The 14,229-nt window shown below is 71.7% G+C and carries 15 protein-coding genes and 1 tRNA gene; 7 read left to right on the plus strand and 9 right to left on the minus strand.

What is annotated here, in order from left to right; all coding sequences use genetic code 11:
* The first annotated feature begins 146 nt into the window (after positions 1–146).
* A complete protein-coding gene (locus ESZ52_RS10665) occupies positions 147–1,229 on the plus strand; it encodes a GNAT family N-acetyltransferase (protein ID WP_131104921.1) in 1,083 nt (360 codons plus the stop codon).
* A gap of 610 nt (positions 1,230–1,839) precedes the next feature.
* On the opposite strand, the gene ESZ52_RS10670 is transcribed toward ESZ52_RS10665, so the two are convergent.
* Together ESZ52_RS10670 and ESZ52_RS10675 are read right to left on the minus strand one after the other, a co-directional pair.
* A tRNA-Leu gene (locus ESZ52_RS10670) sits at positions 1,840–1,926 on the minus strand.
* Between the two features lie 56 nt (positions 1,927–1,982).
* Complete coding sequence (locus ESZ52_RS10675; RefSeq protein ID WP_131104922.1) at positions 1,983–3,368, minus strand: DNA polymerase IV; 1,386 nt, start codon at positions 3,366–3,368, stop codon at positions 1,983–1,985.
* Between the two features lie 103 nt (positions 3,369–3,471).
* Between ESZ52_RS10675 and ESZ52_RS10680 the strand changes: the two genes are divergently transcribed.
* Positions 3,472–4,002: a YbhB/YbcL family Raf kinase inhibitor-like protein gene (locus tag ESZ52_RS10680; protein WP_131104923.1), complete on the plus strand. Its 531-nt coding sequence runs from the start codon at positions 3,472–3,474 to the stop codon at positions 4,000–4,002.
* Entirely contained in the window at positions 3,999–4,535 is a 537-nt protein-coding gene (locus ESZ52_RS10685; protein WP_238154590.1) for a YbaK/EbsC family protein, read from the plus strand. Before ESZ52_RS10680 ends, ESZ52_RS10685 begins: the two co-directional genes overlap by 4 nt.
* A gap of 6 nt (positions 4,536–4,541) precedes the next feature.
* Here ESZ52_RS10685 and ESZ52_RS10690 read toward each other — a convergent pair whose 3' ends face one another.
* From ESZ52_RS10690 to ESZ52_RS10700, 3 genes are read right to left on the minus strand one after another with little or no spacing between them, the layout of a single operon-like run.
* Entirely contained in the window at positions 4,542–5,396 is an 855-nt protein-coding gene (locus ESZ52_RS10690) for a TrmH family RNA methyltransferase (protein ID WP_131104924.1), read from the minus strand.
* Positions 5,396–6,160 carry a sulfite exporter TauE/SafE family protein gene (locus tag ESZ52_RS10695; RefSeq protein WP_131104925.1) on the minus strand — a complete coding sequence of 255 codons (765 nt, stop codon included), beginning with the start codon at positions 6,158–6,160 and terminating at the stop codon, positions 5,396–5,398. Before ESZ52_RS10695 ends, ESZ52_RS10690 begins: the two co-directional genes overlap by 1 nt.
* Positions 6,157–6,963: an ABC transporter ATP-binding protein gene (locus tag ESZ52_RS10700; RefSeq protein WP_131104926.1), complete on the minus strand. Its 807-nt coding sequence runs from the start codon at positions 6,961–6,963 to the stop codon at positions 6,157–6,159. Before ESZ52_RS10700 ends, ESZ52_RS10695 begins: the two co-directional genes overlap by 4 nt.
* Positions 6,964–7,046: 83 nt before the next feature.
* On the opposite strand from ESZ52_RS10700, the gene ESZ52_RS10705 reads away from it, so the two are divergent.
* Positions 7,047–7,811, plus strand: a complete 765-nt coding sequence (locus ESZ52_RS10705; protein WP_131104927.1) for a hypothetical protein — start codon at positions 7,047–7,049, stop codon at positions 7,809–7,811.
* Positions 7,812–7,838: 27 nt separating this feature from the next.
* Here the strand turns inward: ESZ52_RS10705 and ESZ52_RS10710 are convergent, their stop codons facing one another.
* Together ESZ52_RS10710 and glgA are read right to left on the minus strand one after the other, a co-directional pair.
* Positions 7,839–9,167, minus strand: coding sequence for a short-chain fatty acid transporter (locus tag ESZ52_RS10710; RefSeq protein ID WP_131106566.1), 1,329 nt, complete (start codon positions 9,165–9,167; stop codon positions 7,839–7,841).
* A 150-nt stretch (positions 9,168–9,317) separates the two neighbouring features.
* Positions 9,318–10,550 (minus strand): glycogen synthase, encoded by a 1,233-nt coding sequence (glgA, locus tag ESZ52_RS10715; RefSeq protein ID WP_131104928.1) that lies wholly within the window; start codon positions 10,548–10,550, stop codon positions 9,318–9,320.
* Between the two features lie 76 nt (positions 10,551–10,626).
* On the opposite strand from glgA, the gene glgC reads away from it, so the two are divergent.
* Positions 10,627–11,883 carry a glucose-1-phosphate adenylyltransferase gene (gene glgC, locus ESZ52_RS10720; RefSeq protein ID WP_131104929.1) on the plus strand — a complete coding sequence of 419 codons (1,257 nt, stop codon included), beginning with the start codon at positions 10,627–10,629 and terminating at the stop codon, positions 11,881–11,883.
* A 51-nt stretch (positions 11,884–11,934) separates the two neighbouring features.
* Here the strand turns inward: glgC and fabI are convergent, their stop codons facing one another.
* Positions 11,935–12,690, minus strand: a complete 756-nt coding sequence (gene fabI, locus ESZ52_RS10725) for an enoyl-ACP reductase FabI (protein WP_131104930.1) — start codon at positions 12,688–12,690, stop codon at positions 11,935–11,937.
* 24 nt (positions 12,691–12,714) lie between these two features.
* Positions 12,715–13,446 carry a beta-ketoacyl-ACP reductase gene (gene fabG, locus ESZ52_RS10730; protein ID WP_131104931.1) on the minus strand — a complete coding sequence of 244 codons (732 nt, stop codon included), beginning with the start codon at positions 13,444–13,446 and terminating at the stop codon, positions 12,715–12,717.
* A 28-nt stretch (positions 13,447–13,474) separates the two neighbouring features.
* Between fabG and ESZ52_RS10735 the strand changes: the two genes are divergently transcribed.
* Positions 13,475–14,008: a DUF3099 domain-containing protein gene (locus ESZ52_RS10735; protein WP_131104932.1), complete on the plus strand. Its 534-nt coding sequence runs from the start codon at positions 13,475–13,477 to the stop codon at positions 14,006–14,008.
* Positions 14,005–14,229, plus strand: coding sequence for a hypothetical protein (locus tag ESZ52_RS10740; protein WP_131104933.1), 225 nt, complete (start codon positions 14,005–14,007; stop codon positions 14,227–14,229). The genes ESZ52_RS10735 and ESZ52_RS10740 overlap by 4 nt, the downstream gene beginning before the upstream one ends.

Here is a 14,229-nt window from a genome sequence, read left to right on the forward strand (position 1 = left end):
GTCTTCTCCGCCGTGCAGAGGCAGAGCGGCGACCGGTAACGCTGTGGAGGACCGGAACCGGGCGGCGGGAGGAGCGATCCCCCGGCCGCGGGACGTGCGGAGCAAAAGCCGTTGTGCCGTGCGTGGCACGTGCCGACACTGGGCTCATGACGATCGAGGTCTCCACCCTGCGGTTCGACCCCGGAGCCACCGCTCCTGACGCGGAGGAAGGCGCTTTCCTGAAGGCCTACGCCGACCTGCTCCGGCGGGAGCTGGTCAGCACCTACGGCGACGACGACCTGGCCGACTCGGCCGAGGTGCTCCAGACGGTCTTCCGCGAGCAGCGCTACCGCCGCAAGGCAGTGCTGCTCGCCCGGGACGGCGACACGGTGGTGGGCGGGGCGTGGCTGGCGATGCCGCTGACGGACAACACCTCAGTGGCTTCCTGCGCACCCTCGGTCGACCCGGCCTGCGACCCGGCGCCCGTCCTGGCTGCGCTGTGGGAGCACGTTCTGTCGCAGGTCCGGGAAGCGGGGCGCAGCACCGTGCAGGTCTGGACCGGCCACGTCGTCGACCCGTCGGCTCCGCAGGTTGTCCCCCGCACCGGCGTGGGGAGCCTTCCACGGGATGCGACAACCCGTGCGCTGGAAGAGCTGGGCCTGGCGCTGGAGCAGGTGGAGCGGCACAGCGTGCTCCAGGTGACGGCCGGCCTGCAGGCCGCGGCCCGCGAGCTGCCCGCGGCGCGCGAGGCGGCGGGCACGGCATACCGGACGCTCGGGTGGGTCGGGCCGACCCCGCAGGACCGCCTCGAGGCCCTGGCGCGGCTGATGGCGCGGATGAGCACCGACGCCCCGTCGGGAGGGCTGGAACAGGAGGAGGAGGCCTGGGACGCCGAGCGGGTGGCGGAGCTGGAGCGTGTGTGCGTCGCGGCCGGCCGCACCCGCGTCATGACCGTGGCCGAACACGTCGGGACGGGTGACCTGGTGGCCTACACCGTGGTCGAGCTGCCCAAGGACAAGCCGGCCGCGGGCTACCAGGAGGACACGCTGGTCCACGGCGACCACCGCGGCCACCGGCTAGGCATGCTGGTCAAGGCGCAGAACCTACGGCTGGTCGCCGATCACGCGCCGGACGTCCAGCGCCTGCACACGTGGAACGCCGGCGAGAACGAACACATGCTGGCCATCAACGTCGCACTGGGCTTCCGGTCCGTGACCGTCGAGGGCGGCTGGCAGCTCACCGGCGTCTGACGGCCGGCGCCTCAGCGGCCGCCTCCAGCGCCTCCTCGTCATCTGGGGTGGGCGCGGGAGCGATCGTGGGCGCAGCCTCAGTGGTCGAAGGGGGGAAGCCTTCCGTCGAATCCTCACATCCGGCTTGACAGCGGGTGGCACGGAGGCGGCACGATGCACGTCGAGCTGTACGTGGAGGTGCGTTGTGCTCCTAGGCCGGCCCCGCGGATGTCCCGAGATGCCGCGTCCTGGGGGCTGACATCTGCCGTCCTCGCCGGGGTCTCGGACAAGGATGAGATGACCGAGACGTTAGCTGGTGAGGCGGATACGGTGGTGATGTGGCACCGGGTGGCCTGCGCGGCCGCCCCACGACGAGGACGATGAGGGACGATCATGGGATTGTTCAGCGGACTGGCCAAGGCAGGCTTGGCGAAGAGGGCAGTCGATGAGGCTCGCAAGCCCGAGAACCAGCGAAAGCTGAAGAATGTCGTGGCGAAGGTGCGCAACCGGAAGGGCAGGGGCCAGGTCCACTAGGCCTCTGTAGCCCTGGGTCTGGCGGGGACTCCGTCCATACGAGTCACCCGATCGACCTGGTGGGCCGCATGATCGGCAGGTCAGCAGAGCCTGACGGTGGTGTCCGGAGGGGGACTTGAACCCCCACGCCCGTTAAGGGCACTAGCACCTCAAGCTAGCGCGTCTGCCATTCCGCCACCCGGACAGGTGGTGTCTTCCCGCCTGTGGGCGGCGGGGCAACGACGCACAAGACTAGCACGCTCAGATCGGTGTCCCGCGCCAGTCCGGGGGGTCCGACGGGTGCAGCTGAGGGTCGTCGTGGCGCAACGAGCGGACCGGTCCGGGCCCGGTCGACGGTCCCTCGAAGCGGACCGTCACCACACCCCGGCCGGCGCCCCAGACCCACCCGGGGCCGTGCACCTCGTGCACGACGTCGTCGCCGGGCCGCCAGCCGGGCGCGTCCCGGCCCCTCGCGACGGGCGGCACCTCGACCTCCGACACGGTCTCCACAGCCCCGAGGGCGTCCGGCAGCTCCACGGGCAGCTCGGCCGCGTAGAGCGGACCCTCGAGGGTGAGCTCGTCCTGCGCGTGTGCGGTCAGGCCCGCCACACCCAGACCCAGCAGCCGCAGACCCGGGCTCACGTCGAGCGAGCCGAGCAGCCGCCGACCCTCGCGCAGGATCACGGCGGCGTCACCGGTGGCGAACGGCAGCGTCCCCGACCGCGTGTGCGTCGTGAAGTCCCCCTCCCGCGCCTTGACGGTGATCGTCCGGGCGAAGACCGCGGCCTTCGCCAGCCGGCCCGCCAGTCCGGCCGCCATCTGCCGCAGCTCGCCCTCCAGCACGGCCCGGTCGGTGATGTCGGTCTCGAAGGTCTGCTCCACCGAGATCGACTTCGCCTCGCGCTCGACCACCACCGGTCGGTCGTCCTCGGCGCGCGCCAGTCGGTGCAGGCCAGCGCCGTGGGCCTGGCCGAAGATCGCGACCAGGTCGGCCTCGCTGACCCGGGCCAGGTCGGCGACGGTGTCCACCCCGAAGCTGTGCAGCCGGGACGCGGTCGCCGGCCCGATCCCCGGGATCGCCCGGGTGGCCAGCGGGTACAGCGCCGTCAGCTCCTCCCCCGGCCGGATGACGGTCACGCCGGCCGGCTTGTCCATCTCGCTGGCCAGCTTGGCCATCATCTTGCTCGTCGCGACCCCGATGGAGGCAGTCAGACCGCCGGTCTCCTCCGCGATCCGGGCGAGCAGACCGGCGCACCACCGCTCCATCTCCTCCCCCGCCCAACCGGGCGCCTCGGGTGAGGCCGCCAGGTCCACATACGCCTCGTCCACCGAGACCTGCTCCACCAGGGGTGAGCGCTCCCGCAGCAGATCCATCACCACGCCGGAGCTCTTGCGGTAGGCCGCGAACCGCCCCGACAGGTATGCCGTGCCCGGGGGGCAGCGGCGCCGCGCCTCGTGCATCGGCATCGCCGAGCGGGCGCCGTAGACCCGTGCCTCGTAGGAGGCGGTGGACACCACGCCGCGAGCTCCGAGTCCTCCGACGACGACCGGACGCCCCCGCAGCGAAGGCTTGTCCCGCTGCTCGACGGCGGCGAAGAAGGCGTCCAGATCCAGGTGCAGGATCCGACGCTGCTCGTCGGAGGGCATGAGGCCACTGTGCCACGGCGCCGCCGTGCCCCGGTCCGCCGGTGGGGACGGCGTCGGCGGTGCTCGGCATGAGCGCCGGTCCGGCCCTGGCTAGGCTGCCGACATGGATCTTTCGCGCACCCTGCCCCCGCACCCGATCGAGCACCTGCCGGCTGCCCCGGCGCAGCTGGAGGTGCGCAGCGAGGACTTCGAGGACAACGGTCCGCTGCCCAGGAGCGCCGGTTTCGGCTTCGGCAACACCTCGCCGCAGCTGTCCTGGTCCGGCGCCCCCGACGGCACCAGGTCCTACCTGCTGGTCTGCCACGACCCCGATGCCCCCGTCCTCGGCGGCTTCATCCACTGGGCCGTCCTGGGCCTGCCCGCCGACGTGACCTCGATCCCGGCCGGTGCCGGGGAGTTCGGCAACCAGTTCGGCGAGGGCGCCGTCACCCTGCAGAACGACTACGGCACCAAGGACTTCGGCGGCGCCGCGCCCCCGGAGGGCGACGGCCCCCACCGCTACGTCTTCACCGTGTGGGCCCTGGACACGGACCGGACCGGCCTGGACGGCTCGGCCTCGGTCGCCAAGGCGCAGTTCGCCACCCTGGGCAACGTCCTGGCCCGCGGCCACCTCACCGGCACCTACGAGCTGTGAGTCTGCGCTGGGTCCCTGCCCTGGAGCGTCCCGACCTACTCGCGGCACCCGTTCTGGCAGCCGTGCACGGTATGCCGTCCGACCTCGCCACCCAGCTGCAGGTCGCCGAGATCGACCCCGACCACGCCGACACCGCGGTGCTCGTCGAGCAGACCGGCATGGCGATGGAGGACATGGCCAACTGCATCGTCGTCTCCGGCACCCGGGCGGGCGAGGAGCGCGTCTGCGCCGCGCTGGTGCTGGGCCACACGCGCGCCGACGTCAACAAGGCGATCCGCAAGCTGCTCGACGTCCGCAAGGCCTCGTTCATGGCGATGGACGAGGCGGTCCAGCGCACCGGGATGGAGTACGGCGGGATCACGCCGTTCGGCCTGCCCGACGCCTGGCCCGTGCTCGTCGACTCCCGGGTCGGTGACCGCGAGTCGATCGTCATCGGGTCGGGCCTGCGCCGCAGCAAGCTGCGACTGCCGGGCTCGCTGGCGGCGCAGCTGCCCGGTGCCCGAGCGGTGGAGGGCCTGGCGCTGGGGGCCTGACCGTCCTCAGGAGCGAGGGCGGACCGCCCAGAAGGCAACCGCAGAGGCGGCCGCGACGTTGAGGGAGTCCACTCCCCCACCCATGGGGATCCGCACGACGACGTCGGCCGCCTGGACGGTGCTGCGCGAGAGCCCGTCCCCCTCGGTCCCGAGCACCAGCGCCAGGCGCTCCGGTGGCTCCCGCTCGAGGTCCTCGAGGGTCACTGCATCGTCGGCCAGGGCGAGGGCCGCGACGGTGAACCCCATACCCCGCAGGGTCGCGACGCCGGCGGGCCACGGGTCGATCCGCGTCCACGGCACCTGGAAGACCGTGCCCATGGAGACGCGGACCGCCCGGCGGTAGAGCGGGTCGGCGCAGCGCGGCGTCACCAGGACAGCGTCGACCCCGAGGGCCGCGGCCGAGCGGAAGGCCGCCCCGACGTTGGTGTGGTCGACGATGTCCTCCAGAACGGCCACCCGCCGGGCGCCGGCGAGGACCCGCTCCAGGGGCAGGGGCGCGGGGCGCTGCATCGCCGCCAGCACCCCGCGGTGCAGGTGGAAGCCGGTCATCGCCTCGGCGACCTGAGGAGCCGCGACGTAGACGGGCGCTCCCTGCTCGTGGGCCCTCGCCAGCAGGTCCGGCCACTCCTCCACCCAGCGGGGTGTCATCAGCAACGAGCGCAACCGGTGCCCTGCCGCGAGAGCCCGGCGGATCACCTTGTCCGACTCGGCCATGAACAGGCCACGCTCCGGCTCGACGACCCGGCGCAGCGCCACGTCGGTGAGCGAGAAGTAGTCGCGCAGGTGCTCTGCGTGAGGGTCCTCCACCCAGGTGCAGCCCGGGGGCAGCGCACCAGGGGCGGGCCTCGGCTCCTGCACCATCAGTCGACCAGGAGGTTGATGATCGCCACGGTGCCGATGAGCACGATCACCGCGCGCAGCAGGTTGGGGTGCATCGCGCGGCCGACCCGGGCGCCGATGACGCCGCCCATGAGCGAGCCGATGGAGATCAGCAGCACGATCGTCCAGTTGATGACACCAGGGGCCACGATGAGGAAGACCACCGCCGCGACCAGGTTGACGATCATCCCCAGCACGTTCTTGATCCCGTTGATCTGCTGGATGCCCAGCGGCAGCAGGATGCTCATGATGCCCAGCAGCAGCACGCCCTGGGCGGCACCGAAGTAGCCGCCGTACATGCCGGCGACGAGGATGCCGAGGATCAGCACGACCCATCGGCCGGGGGTGAGGTGGTCGGCGTGCTGGTTGGCCGCCCACTTCGACAGGCGAGGGCCGAAGACGACGAGCAGCAGGGCGATGAGGATCAGGATGGGCACGATCGCCTCGAACGCCGCCGGCGGCAGCACGAGCAGCAGCACCGCGCCCAGGACCGACCCGGCGAAGGAGGCCGGCGCCAGCCTGCGCACCATGGGTCCCAGGGTGCGCAGCTCGTGCCGGTAACCCCAGGCACCGGCCATCCCGCCCGGCACCAGCCCGAGGCTGTTGGAGACGTTGGCAGACACGGGCGGGTAGCCGAAGAACAGCAGGGTCGGGAAGGTCACCAGGGTCCCGCTGCCGACGATCGTGTTGATCGTGCCGGCGGCCAGACCGGCCAGGATGATCGCGACGACCTCGAAGACGCTCACCGGGTCGGTGCGTCGCCGGGCTCGGCGGCGCGGGCCGACCACCGGTGCCCGTGGCGGTCCACCACGAGCGGTATGTCGAAGGCCCGGCTGAGGTTCTCGGCCGTCAGCGTGAGCTCGAGAGGGCCGGCGGCCACAACCTCACCGTCGCGCAGCAGCAGGATGTCGGTGAAGCCGGGCGGGATCTCCTCCACGTGGTGGGTCACCAGGACCATGGCGGGTGCCTCGATGTCCTGGGCCAGGGCACTCAGCCGCCCGACGAGGTCTTCTCTTCCACGCAGGTCGAGCCCGGCGGCGGGCTCGTCGAGGAGCATCAGCTCCGGGTCGGTCATCAGCGCCCGGGCGATCTGGACCCGCTTGCGCTCCCCCTCGGAGAGGGTGCCGAACCGCCGCTGCGCCAGGTGGGCCACCCCGAGCGCCTCGAGCAGCTCGGCGGCACGCTGCTCGTCGGACTCCTCATACTCCTCCCGCCAGCGGCCGAGCACGCCGTAGGCGGCGGTGACGACGACGTCGCTGACCCGCTCCTCCTCGGGGATCCGTTCGGCGACGGCGGCGCTGGAGACCCCGATCCGGGGTCGCAGCTCGAAGACGTCCACGGTGCCGAGCACCTCACCCAGCACGCCGGCGACCCCGGTCGTCGGGTGCATGCGGGCAGCGGCCAGCTGCAGCAAGGTCGTCTTGCCGGCACCGTTGGGCCCGAGGACGACCCAGCGCTCCCCCTCCTCCACGGACCAGTCGACGTCCTTGAGCAGGTCCGTGGTGCCACGGCGCACACCGACGCCGGCGAATTCGAGGACATCGCTCATGGCTGGTCACTCTAGTCTTTGCCGGTCGGCCGGCTGCGCAGGGGACGCACGCACCGCGCGAGACGGTCTTCTACCATCGGCGCATGTCCGAGCACGCCCTGCCCGCCAGCGTCCGGGTCGCCCTGTGGGCGACCGAGTCGTTCGCCGACGGCTCCTCGCTGCTCAACCTGCCGCCGAAGGCCCTCCCAGGGATCGACCTCGTCCAGGGGCTCATCGCCCCGCTGACGGCCTGGCGCGACCTGGGCGAGCCGGCCGTCCTGGTCGCGCTGCCCCGTCCGGGTGCCCTGGGCGGCCTGCCCTCGGGCACGCCCGAGCTGCTGGCGGCCGCGACCGCCGCGCAGGAGTGCGTGCTGGCTCCGGGTCTGGGCTCGGTGCTCGTCCCCCGCCTGGAGACCTACGGGCCGGAGGGTGACCAGGGCTGGTCAGCCCGGTGGGAGTCGTTCGACGCGCAGCCCATCCCCGTGCACCGCGTCGAGGCACTCGACCTCGGCCAGACCGAGCTCGTGCTGCGTCAGGAGCTGGCCGTGCTCACCGAGGAGCTGCTCCGGGTCGGGGCGCCTCCGCTCGCGGCCGAGGAGGGGATGCGCGGGCTGCGCCGGCGCATGTCCTCGGGGCACGGACCGTGGGGCCTGCCGGGCGGTCTGCCGCCCCGGGTGCTGCGCGTCATCGACCTGGCCGGCACGGTCCTGGCCCTGGCCGACGCCGGGCTGGAACCCGGGCAGGAATCGGTCGACGTCAGCTCCACGGGCCGCCGCGCCGTCCTGCTCTCGCGGCTGCGGGACCTTGCTACCGCCGCGCTGGCGGACGCGGCCAACGTCGGCGCGCTGCACCTGTCCCGCCGGCCCTGAGCAGCCCGCGCCGGCGGGGTCAGCTGCTCAGCCGAAGAAGCCCACGTAGAGCATCGCGCCGACGAAGACGGCACCGAGCGCGAAGAGCAGCACCGTCGTGTAGCCGAGGATCTCCCGCAGCTTCAGCCCCGCGATGGCCAGCAGCGGGATGGCCCAGAAGGGCTGGATCATGTTGGTCCACTGGTCGCCGTAGGCGATCGCCATGATCGCGATGTCCGGCGCCACGCCGAGGGACTCCCCGGCCTCCAGCAGGATCGGGCCCTGGACCGCGACCTGCCCACCACCGCTGGGGACGAAGAAGTTGACCACGCCGGCAGAGAGGAAGGCCAGCAGCGGGAAGGTCTGCGCGGTGGAGATGCTGACGAACCACTCCGAGAGCACCGCGATCAGCCCGGTGCCGCCCATGATCCCCATGATCCCGGCATACAGGGGGAACTGCAGCAGGATCTCCCCGACGTTCGAGGCCGCGGCCTTGGTCAGGGCGATGAGCTCGAACGGGTGGCGCACCAGCAGCAGGATGAGGGTGAGGAAGGACCAGTTGACGATGTCGAGGGTCAGGCCGCCGCCGTCACGGAAGTGCAGGAACAGGTACCACACGAGCAGCAGCCCGGGCAGCAGCGTCAGCAGGCGGCTGGCGTCCAGCCGGTCGGCCGGGGTCTCGACCGGGTAGGTGGCGGGCGCGCCGTCCTCCTCGTCGCTCACCGGCATGGCCGTGACCTGCTCACCCTTCTTCGGCGCCATCAGCGCCATCGTCAGGCCGATGACGACCACGGAGATGATGACTGTGACGATGTTCCACGTCGCGAAGGTGGTCTGCGTGATGGGGACCACCTCGCCGCCCAGGTACGGCTCCAGGAAGCTCCCGGGGGTGGCCGCCGTCAGCGGACCGGACCCGGAGTAGCCCATGTGCCAGATCGCCATCCCGGTGTAGCCACCGGCGATGAGCAGGGGAAAGTGCACCTGCTCCCCGCGGGCGGTGTACTGCCGGGCCACCTCCTTGGACAGCAGCGCGCCGACGACCAGGCTCAGACCCCAGGTGATGAGGCCCGAAAGCGCGGTGATGACGGCGACGAAGACATAGGGGGCGACCCGGCCCTTGGGGATGCCGCCCAGCCGGCGCAGCAGCTTCTGCATCGGCGTGGTGTTGGCCAGGATGTAGCCGAGCAGCAGGATCAGCGCCATCTGGGTCATGAACGCAAGCAGGCCGGCCAGACCGTCCCCCCACGACTTGACCACCTCGGTCGGCCCGGCGTCGGTCAGGAGCAGGGCGCCGATCATCACCACGAAGGTGAGCACCAGGGCGAAGACCAGCGCCGAGGGGATGAAGCGCTCGACCACGGCGTTGATCGGACGCATGAGGCGGGAGGAGGACCCACCGTTCCGGTCGCGTGGTGGCGACGGCGACGGCGGAAGGGTGCTGCTCATCGGAACTCCTGGGCTCAGACTGGCTCGGGCAGGACGATCACCAGGTGATCGGGACGCCCAGCAGTATGGCGCACACCCGCGTCAGGAGGAGGCGCGCCCTGCGAGGACCTCTCGGTAGACCTCCACGGTCCGCTCGGCGATCGTGCTCCAGGCGAAGCTCTCGACCGCGCGCCTGCGCCCGGCAGCACCCCGGCGGGCCGCCTCCTGCGGGTCCGAGACCGCCTCCACGACGGCAGCGCCCAGGTCCTCGACGAAGGCGTCCTCGTCGACCGGTGTCCCGGTGCCGTCCGTGACCTGCTCGATCGGCACCAGCCAGCCGGTCTCCCCGTCCACGACCACCTCGGGGATCCCGCCGGTCGCCGTGGCCACCACCGCCGCTCCGCAGGCCATGGCCTCCAGGTTGACGATGCCCAGCGGCTCGTAGACGGACGGGCACAGGAAGACGGTCGCGTGCGACAGCACGGCGATGACCTTGTCCCGGGGCAGCATCTCCCCGATCCACACCACCGGCGCAGCGCCCTCGCCGCGGTCGGTCCGCAGCTGGTCGACCAGGCCCACGACCTCCCGCTCGATCTCCGGGGTGTCCGGGGCACCGGCCAGCAGCACGACCTGCACGTCGTCGTCCAGCTGGCGCAGGGCCCGCAGCAGGTAGGGCAGGCCCTTCTGGCGGGTGATGCGGCCGAGGAAGGCCACGGTCCGCGCGTGCGGGTCCAGGCCCCTGGAGCGGACGAAGTCCGCCGCCTGCTCCGAGCGGTCCTGCTGCCACAGCTCGGAGTCGATCCCGTTGTGCACCACGTGCACCTTCCCGGGGTCCACGGAGGGGTATGACGCGAGGATGTCCTTGCGCATCCCGGCCGACACCGCGATGATCCCGGCCGCGCCCTCGTAGGCGACCTTCTCGGCCATGGAGGAGACGGCATACCCGCCGCCGAGCTGCTCGGCCTTCCAGGGACGCAACGGCTCCAGGCTGTGCGCGCTGACGACGTGCGGGATCCCCGCCAGCGCCCCACCGAGGTGGCCTCCGAGGTTGGCGTACCAGGTGTGCGAGTGCACCAGGTCGGCCCCGCCGTCAGCGACGTCGCGCGCCATGAGCAGGTCCACCCCGAGCGTGCGCAGCGCCGCGTTGGCGTCCTCCAGACCGGGCGGCACGGCATACCCGGTCGTCAGGTCCTCCTCGACCGGGTTGTCGAACGCCATCACCTGCACCTGCACCCCGTCGAGGGCACGCAGCGCGCGGGTGAGCTCGGCCACGTGCACACCGGCCCCGCCGTAGATGTGGGGCGGGTACTCACGGGTCAGGATGTCGATGCGCACGCCACCAACCTAGTCCGCACCGGCCTTGCGGCACTAGCCCTCGCGCACGGCGGCGGAATGAGTCTAGGTTGGGCTCATGGCACTCCATGGCGGCTCGCGGCTCAAGGTCCTGGCGATCGTCCTGGCAGGTGGTGAGGGCAAGCGGCTGATGCCCCTGACCGCCGACCGCGCCAAGCCGGCGGTCCCCTTCGGCGGCATCTACCGGCTCATCGACTTCGCGCTGTCCAACATCGTCAACAGCGGCTACCTCAAGATCGTCGTGCTGACCCAGTACAAGTCGCACAGCCTGGACGCCCACATCACCAAGACCTGGCGGATGTCGACGCTGCTGGGTAACTACGTCGCCCCGGTCCCGGCGCAGCAGCGGCTGGGCAAGAGCTGGTTCGCCGGGTCCGCCGACGCCATCTACCAGAGCCTGAACCTCGTGCACGACGAGCGGCCGGACATCGTGGTCGTGGTGGGGGCCGACCACGTCTACCGGATGGACTTCTCCCAGATGGTCCAGCAGCACGTGGAGACCGGTGCGCCGTGCACGGTGGCCGCCATCCGGCAGCCGATCGGGCTGGCGGACCAGTTCGGGGTGATCGACGTGGACCCGGAGGACCCGCGCCGGATCCGCGAGTTCCTGGAGAAGCCGACGAACCCGGTCGGGCTGCCGGACTCCCCCGACGAGGTGCTCGCCTCCATGGGCAACTACGTCTTCACCGCGGACGCGCTGGAGCAGGCGGTGCGCGAGGACGCGCTCAACGAGGGCTCGGACCACGACATGGGCGGCGACCTCGTGCCGAACTTCGTGGCCCAGGGCGAGGGCTGGGTCTACGACTTCAAGGACAACGACATCCCCGGCGCGGTCGAGCGCGACCGCGGCTACTGGCGCGACGTGGGGACGATCGACTCCTACTACGACGCCCACATGGACCTCATCTCGATCCACCCCGTGTTCAACCTCTACAACGAGGCCTGGCCGATCTACACCACCTACGGTCCGCACCCGCCGGCGAAGTTCGTCCACGGCTCCGGGGACCGGGTCGGGCACGCCGTCAACTCGGCCGTCTCCCCCGGATGCGTCGTCTCCGGCGCCACCATCAGCGACTCCGTGCTCTCCCCCCGCGTCAAGGTGCACAGCTTCAGCCACGTCACCGGCTCGGTGCTGATGGACCGGGTCGAGGTCGGCCGGTCCTGCCAGATCCACCGGGCCATCATCGACAAGGGCGTCTTCGTCCCGGCCGGGGTCCACATCGGCATCGACCACGACCACGACCGCGAGCGGGGCTTCACCGTGACCGACTCCGGCCTGGTGGTCGTCGGCAAGGGGACCGTGATCGAGGGCTGAGCGGCGCAGGTCTACCCGCGGTGGGCCGTCCCTCCGGCGAGGGTCGCCGGGCTAGAACCCGGTCGCGTGGTAGCCGCCGTCGACGTGCACGATCTCGCCGGTGGTGGCGGGGAACCAGTCCGACAGCAGCGCCACGCAGGCCTGCGCGGCCGGCACCGGGTCCTTGACGTCCCAGCCCAGCGGAGAGTGCTCGCCCCACTTGGCGAACTGCTCGAAGTCCGGGATCGACTTAGCCGCGGTGGTCGCGATCGGGCCGGCCGAGACCAGGTTCGAGCGGATACCCCGGGGCCCGAGATCGCGGGCCAGGTAGCGGCTGGTCGCCTCGAAGGCGGCCTTGGACACGCCCATCCAGTCATAGACCGGCCAGGCGTACTGCGCGTCGAAGGTCAGCCCCACGATCGAGCCGCCCTCCCCCATCCGCGGCAGCGCGGCGGCGGCCAGCGACTTCAGCGAGTACGCGCTCACCTGCACGGCCGTCGCGACGTCCGGCCAGGTGGCGTTCATAAAGTCGAACGCACCTTTGGGGGCGAACCCGATCGAGTGCAGCACACCGTCCAGGTGGTCCACGTGCTCGCCGAGCCGGTCGGCGAGGGTGGCCAGGTGCTCGTCGTCGGTGACGTCGAGCTCGATGACCGGGGCCGGCTGCGGCAGACGCTTGGCGATGGTCTGGGTGATCCGGAAGGTACGCCCGAAGGAGGTGAGCACCACCTGGGCACCCTGCTCCTGGGCCAGCCGGGCCACGTGGAAGGCGATGGAGCTGTCCATCAGGACGCCGGTGACCAGGATCTTCTTGCCGTCGAGGAGCATGAGCACAGACTCTAGTGGCTCAGGTCAGTGGCCCATGCCCAACCCGCCGTCGACCGGGATCACCGCGCCGGAGATGTAGCCCGCGTCCGGGCCGGCGAGGAAGCGCACCACCCCCGCCACCTCCTCGGGGGTCGCGAACCGACCGGCCGGGATGGCGCCGAGGTAGGTCTTGCGGCGGTCCTCCGGCAGCTGCGAGGTCATCTCGGTCTCGATGTAGCCGGGGGCGACCACGTTGGCGGTGATGTTGCGGCTGCCCAGCTCGCGGGTGATGGACCGGGCCAGGCCGACCAGCGCCGCCTTGGACGAGGCGTAGTTCGCCTGCCCCGGCGAGCCGTAGAGCCCGACGACGGAGGAGATGAGGATGATCCGTCCCTTGCGCGCCCGGATCATCCCCTTGGAGGCGCGGCGGGCGCAGCGGAAGGCACCGGTGAGGTTGGTGTCCAGCACGCTGTCGAACTCCTCGTCGCTCATCCGCATCAGCAGGGTGTCCTTGGTGATGCCGGCGTTGGCGACGAGCACCTCGACGGGTCGCCCGAGGAGCTCCTCGGCCTGGGTGAACGCCTGGTCCACGCTCTCGGTGTCGGTGACGTCGCACCGGACCGCTCGCAGCCCTTCAGGAGCCTCGCCGCTGCGGGAGGTGACGATGACCTCATGGCCGTGCTCGGACAGGTCCCGGGCGATGGCCAGGCCGATGCCGCGGTTGCCCCCGGTCACCAGGACGGCGAGGGGCTGGGGGTTGGAGTCTGCGTCGCTCATCGGATCACCGTAGCCGTATCGTGGATGGGTGCCCAGAACCTCCTCACACCGCCACGCGCGGGACCGCGCGCAGGCGGTGACGACCGCCCGCCGGTCCCAGGAGGAGGACCGCAGCCGGCGGATGCGCCAGTACCTGCTGGCCATGGCCGTCCGCACGGCCTGCTTCCCGCTGGCGGTGTGGGCCTTTGCCACCGAACGGTATGTCGTGGCCACGGTCGCGGCGCTGGGTGCGGCCATCATCCCCAGCTTCGCGGTGATGCTGGCCAACGCGACCGACCGGCGGAACCTGCCCAGCGAGGATGTCGTCGCCTCCCCCGTCCAGGGGCTCGGTCCCGGGCGCACCGCCGCGCCGAGGCCCGCGCCGGAAGGCCCGCACGACGGTGGGCACGCTGCCGCCGGAGGGCCGGTAGGGGACGACACCCCGATCCAGGGCACGGTCCTCTCGAGCCGGGACACGGCCTACCCAGCGGCAGACCCGGCGGCAGACCCGACGTCCGATCCTGGATCGGAGCCGGTGCCCGACCCCGGTCCCGCCGGTGCGGACGAGAGACGCGACCCGTGACGGCCAGGGCGGAGGAGCACCTGGTCTGCAGCGCGAAGGGGTGCCGGGCCACCGCCACGCGGGGCGTGGTCTGGCGCAACCCCAGGCTGCACACCCCCGAACGGCGCAAGGTGTGGCTGGCCTGCCCGGACCACGAGCGGCACCTGGCCGAGTTCGTCCAGCTGCGGGGCTTCCTGCTCGAGGTGGTCGACGTCGACGAGCTCGGGGCGGGTGACGGCTGA

This window comes from Ornithinimicrobium sufpigmenti (assembly GCF_004322775.1).
GTDB classification, from domain to species: Bacteria; Actinomycetota; Actinomycetes; order Actinomycetales; family Dermatophilaceae; genus Ornithinicoccus; species Ornithinicoccus sufpigmenti.

Bases quoted from the DNA above. Each gene is read 5' to 3' on its own strand.
- ESZ52_RS10665 (WP_131104921.1), top strand. From the start codon at position 147: ATGACGATCGAGGTCTCCACCCTGCGGTTCGACCCCGGAGCCACCGCT.
- ESZ52_RS10700 (WP_131104926.1), bottom strand. From the start codon at position 6,963: ATGAGCGATGTCCTCGAATTCGCCGGCGTCGGTGTGCGCCGTGGCACC.
- fabG (WP_131104931.1), bottom strand. From the start codon at position 13,446: ATGAGCGACGCAGACTCCAACCCCCAGCCCCTCGCCGTCCTGGTGACC.
- glgC (WP_131104929.1), top strand. From the start codon at position 10,627: ATGGCACTCCATGGCGGCTCGCGGCTCAAGGTCCTGGCGATCGTCCTG.
- fabI (WP_131104930.1), bottom strand. From the start codon at position 12,690: ATGCTCCTCGACGGCAAGAAGATCCTGGTCACCGGCGTCCTGATGGAC.
- ESZ52_RS10680 (WP_131104923.1), top strand. From the start codon at position 3,472: ATGGATCTTTCGCGCACCCTGCCCCCGCACCCGATCGAGCACCTGCCG.
- ESZ52_RS10690 (WP_131104924.1), bottom strand. From the start codon at position 5,396: ATGGTGCAGGAGCCGAGGCCCGCCCCTGGTGCGCTGCCCCCGGGCTGC.
- ESZ52_RS10705 (WP_131104927.1), top strand. From the start codon at position 7,047: ATGTCCGAGCACGCCCTGCCCGCCAGCGTCCGGGTCGCCCTGTGGGCG.
- ESZ52_RS10675 (WP_131104922.1), bottom strand. From the start codon at position 3,368: ATGCCCTCCGACGAGCAGCGTCGGATCCTGCACCTGGATCTGGACGCC.
- ESZ52_RS10710 (WP_131106566.1), bottom strand. From the start codon at position 9,167: ATGCGTCCGATCAACGCCGTGGTCGAGCGCTTCATCCCCTCGGCGCTG.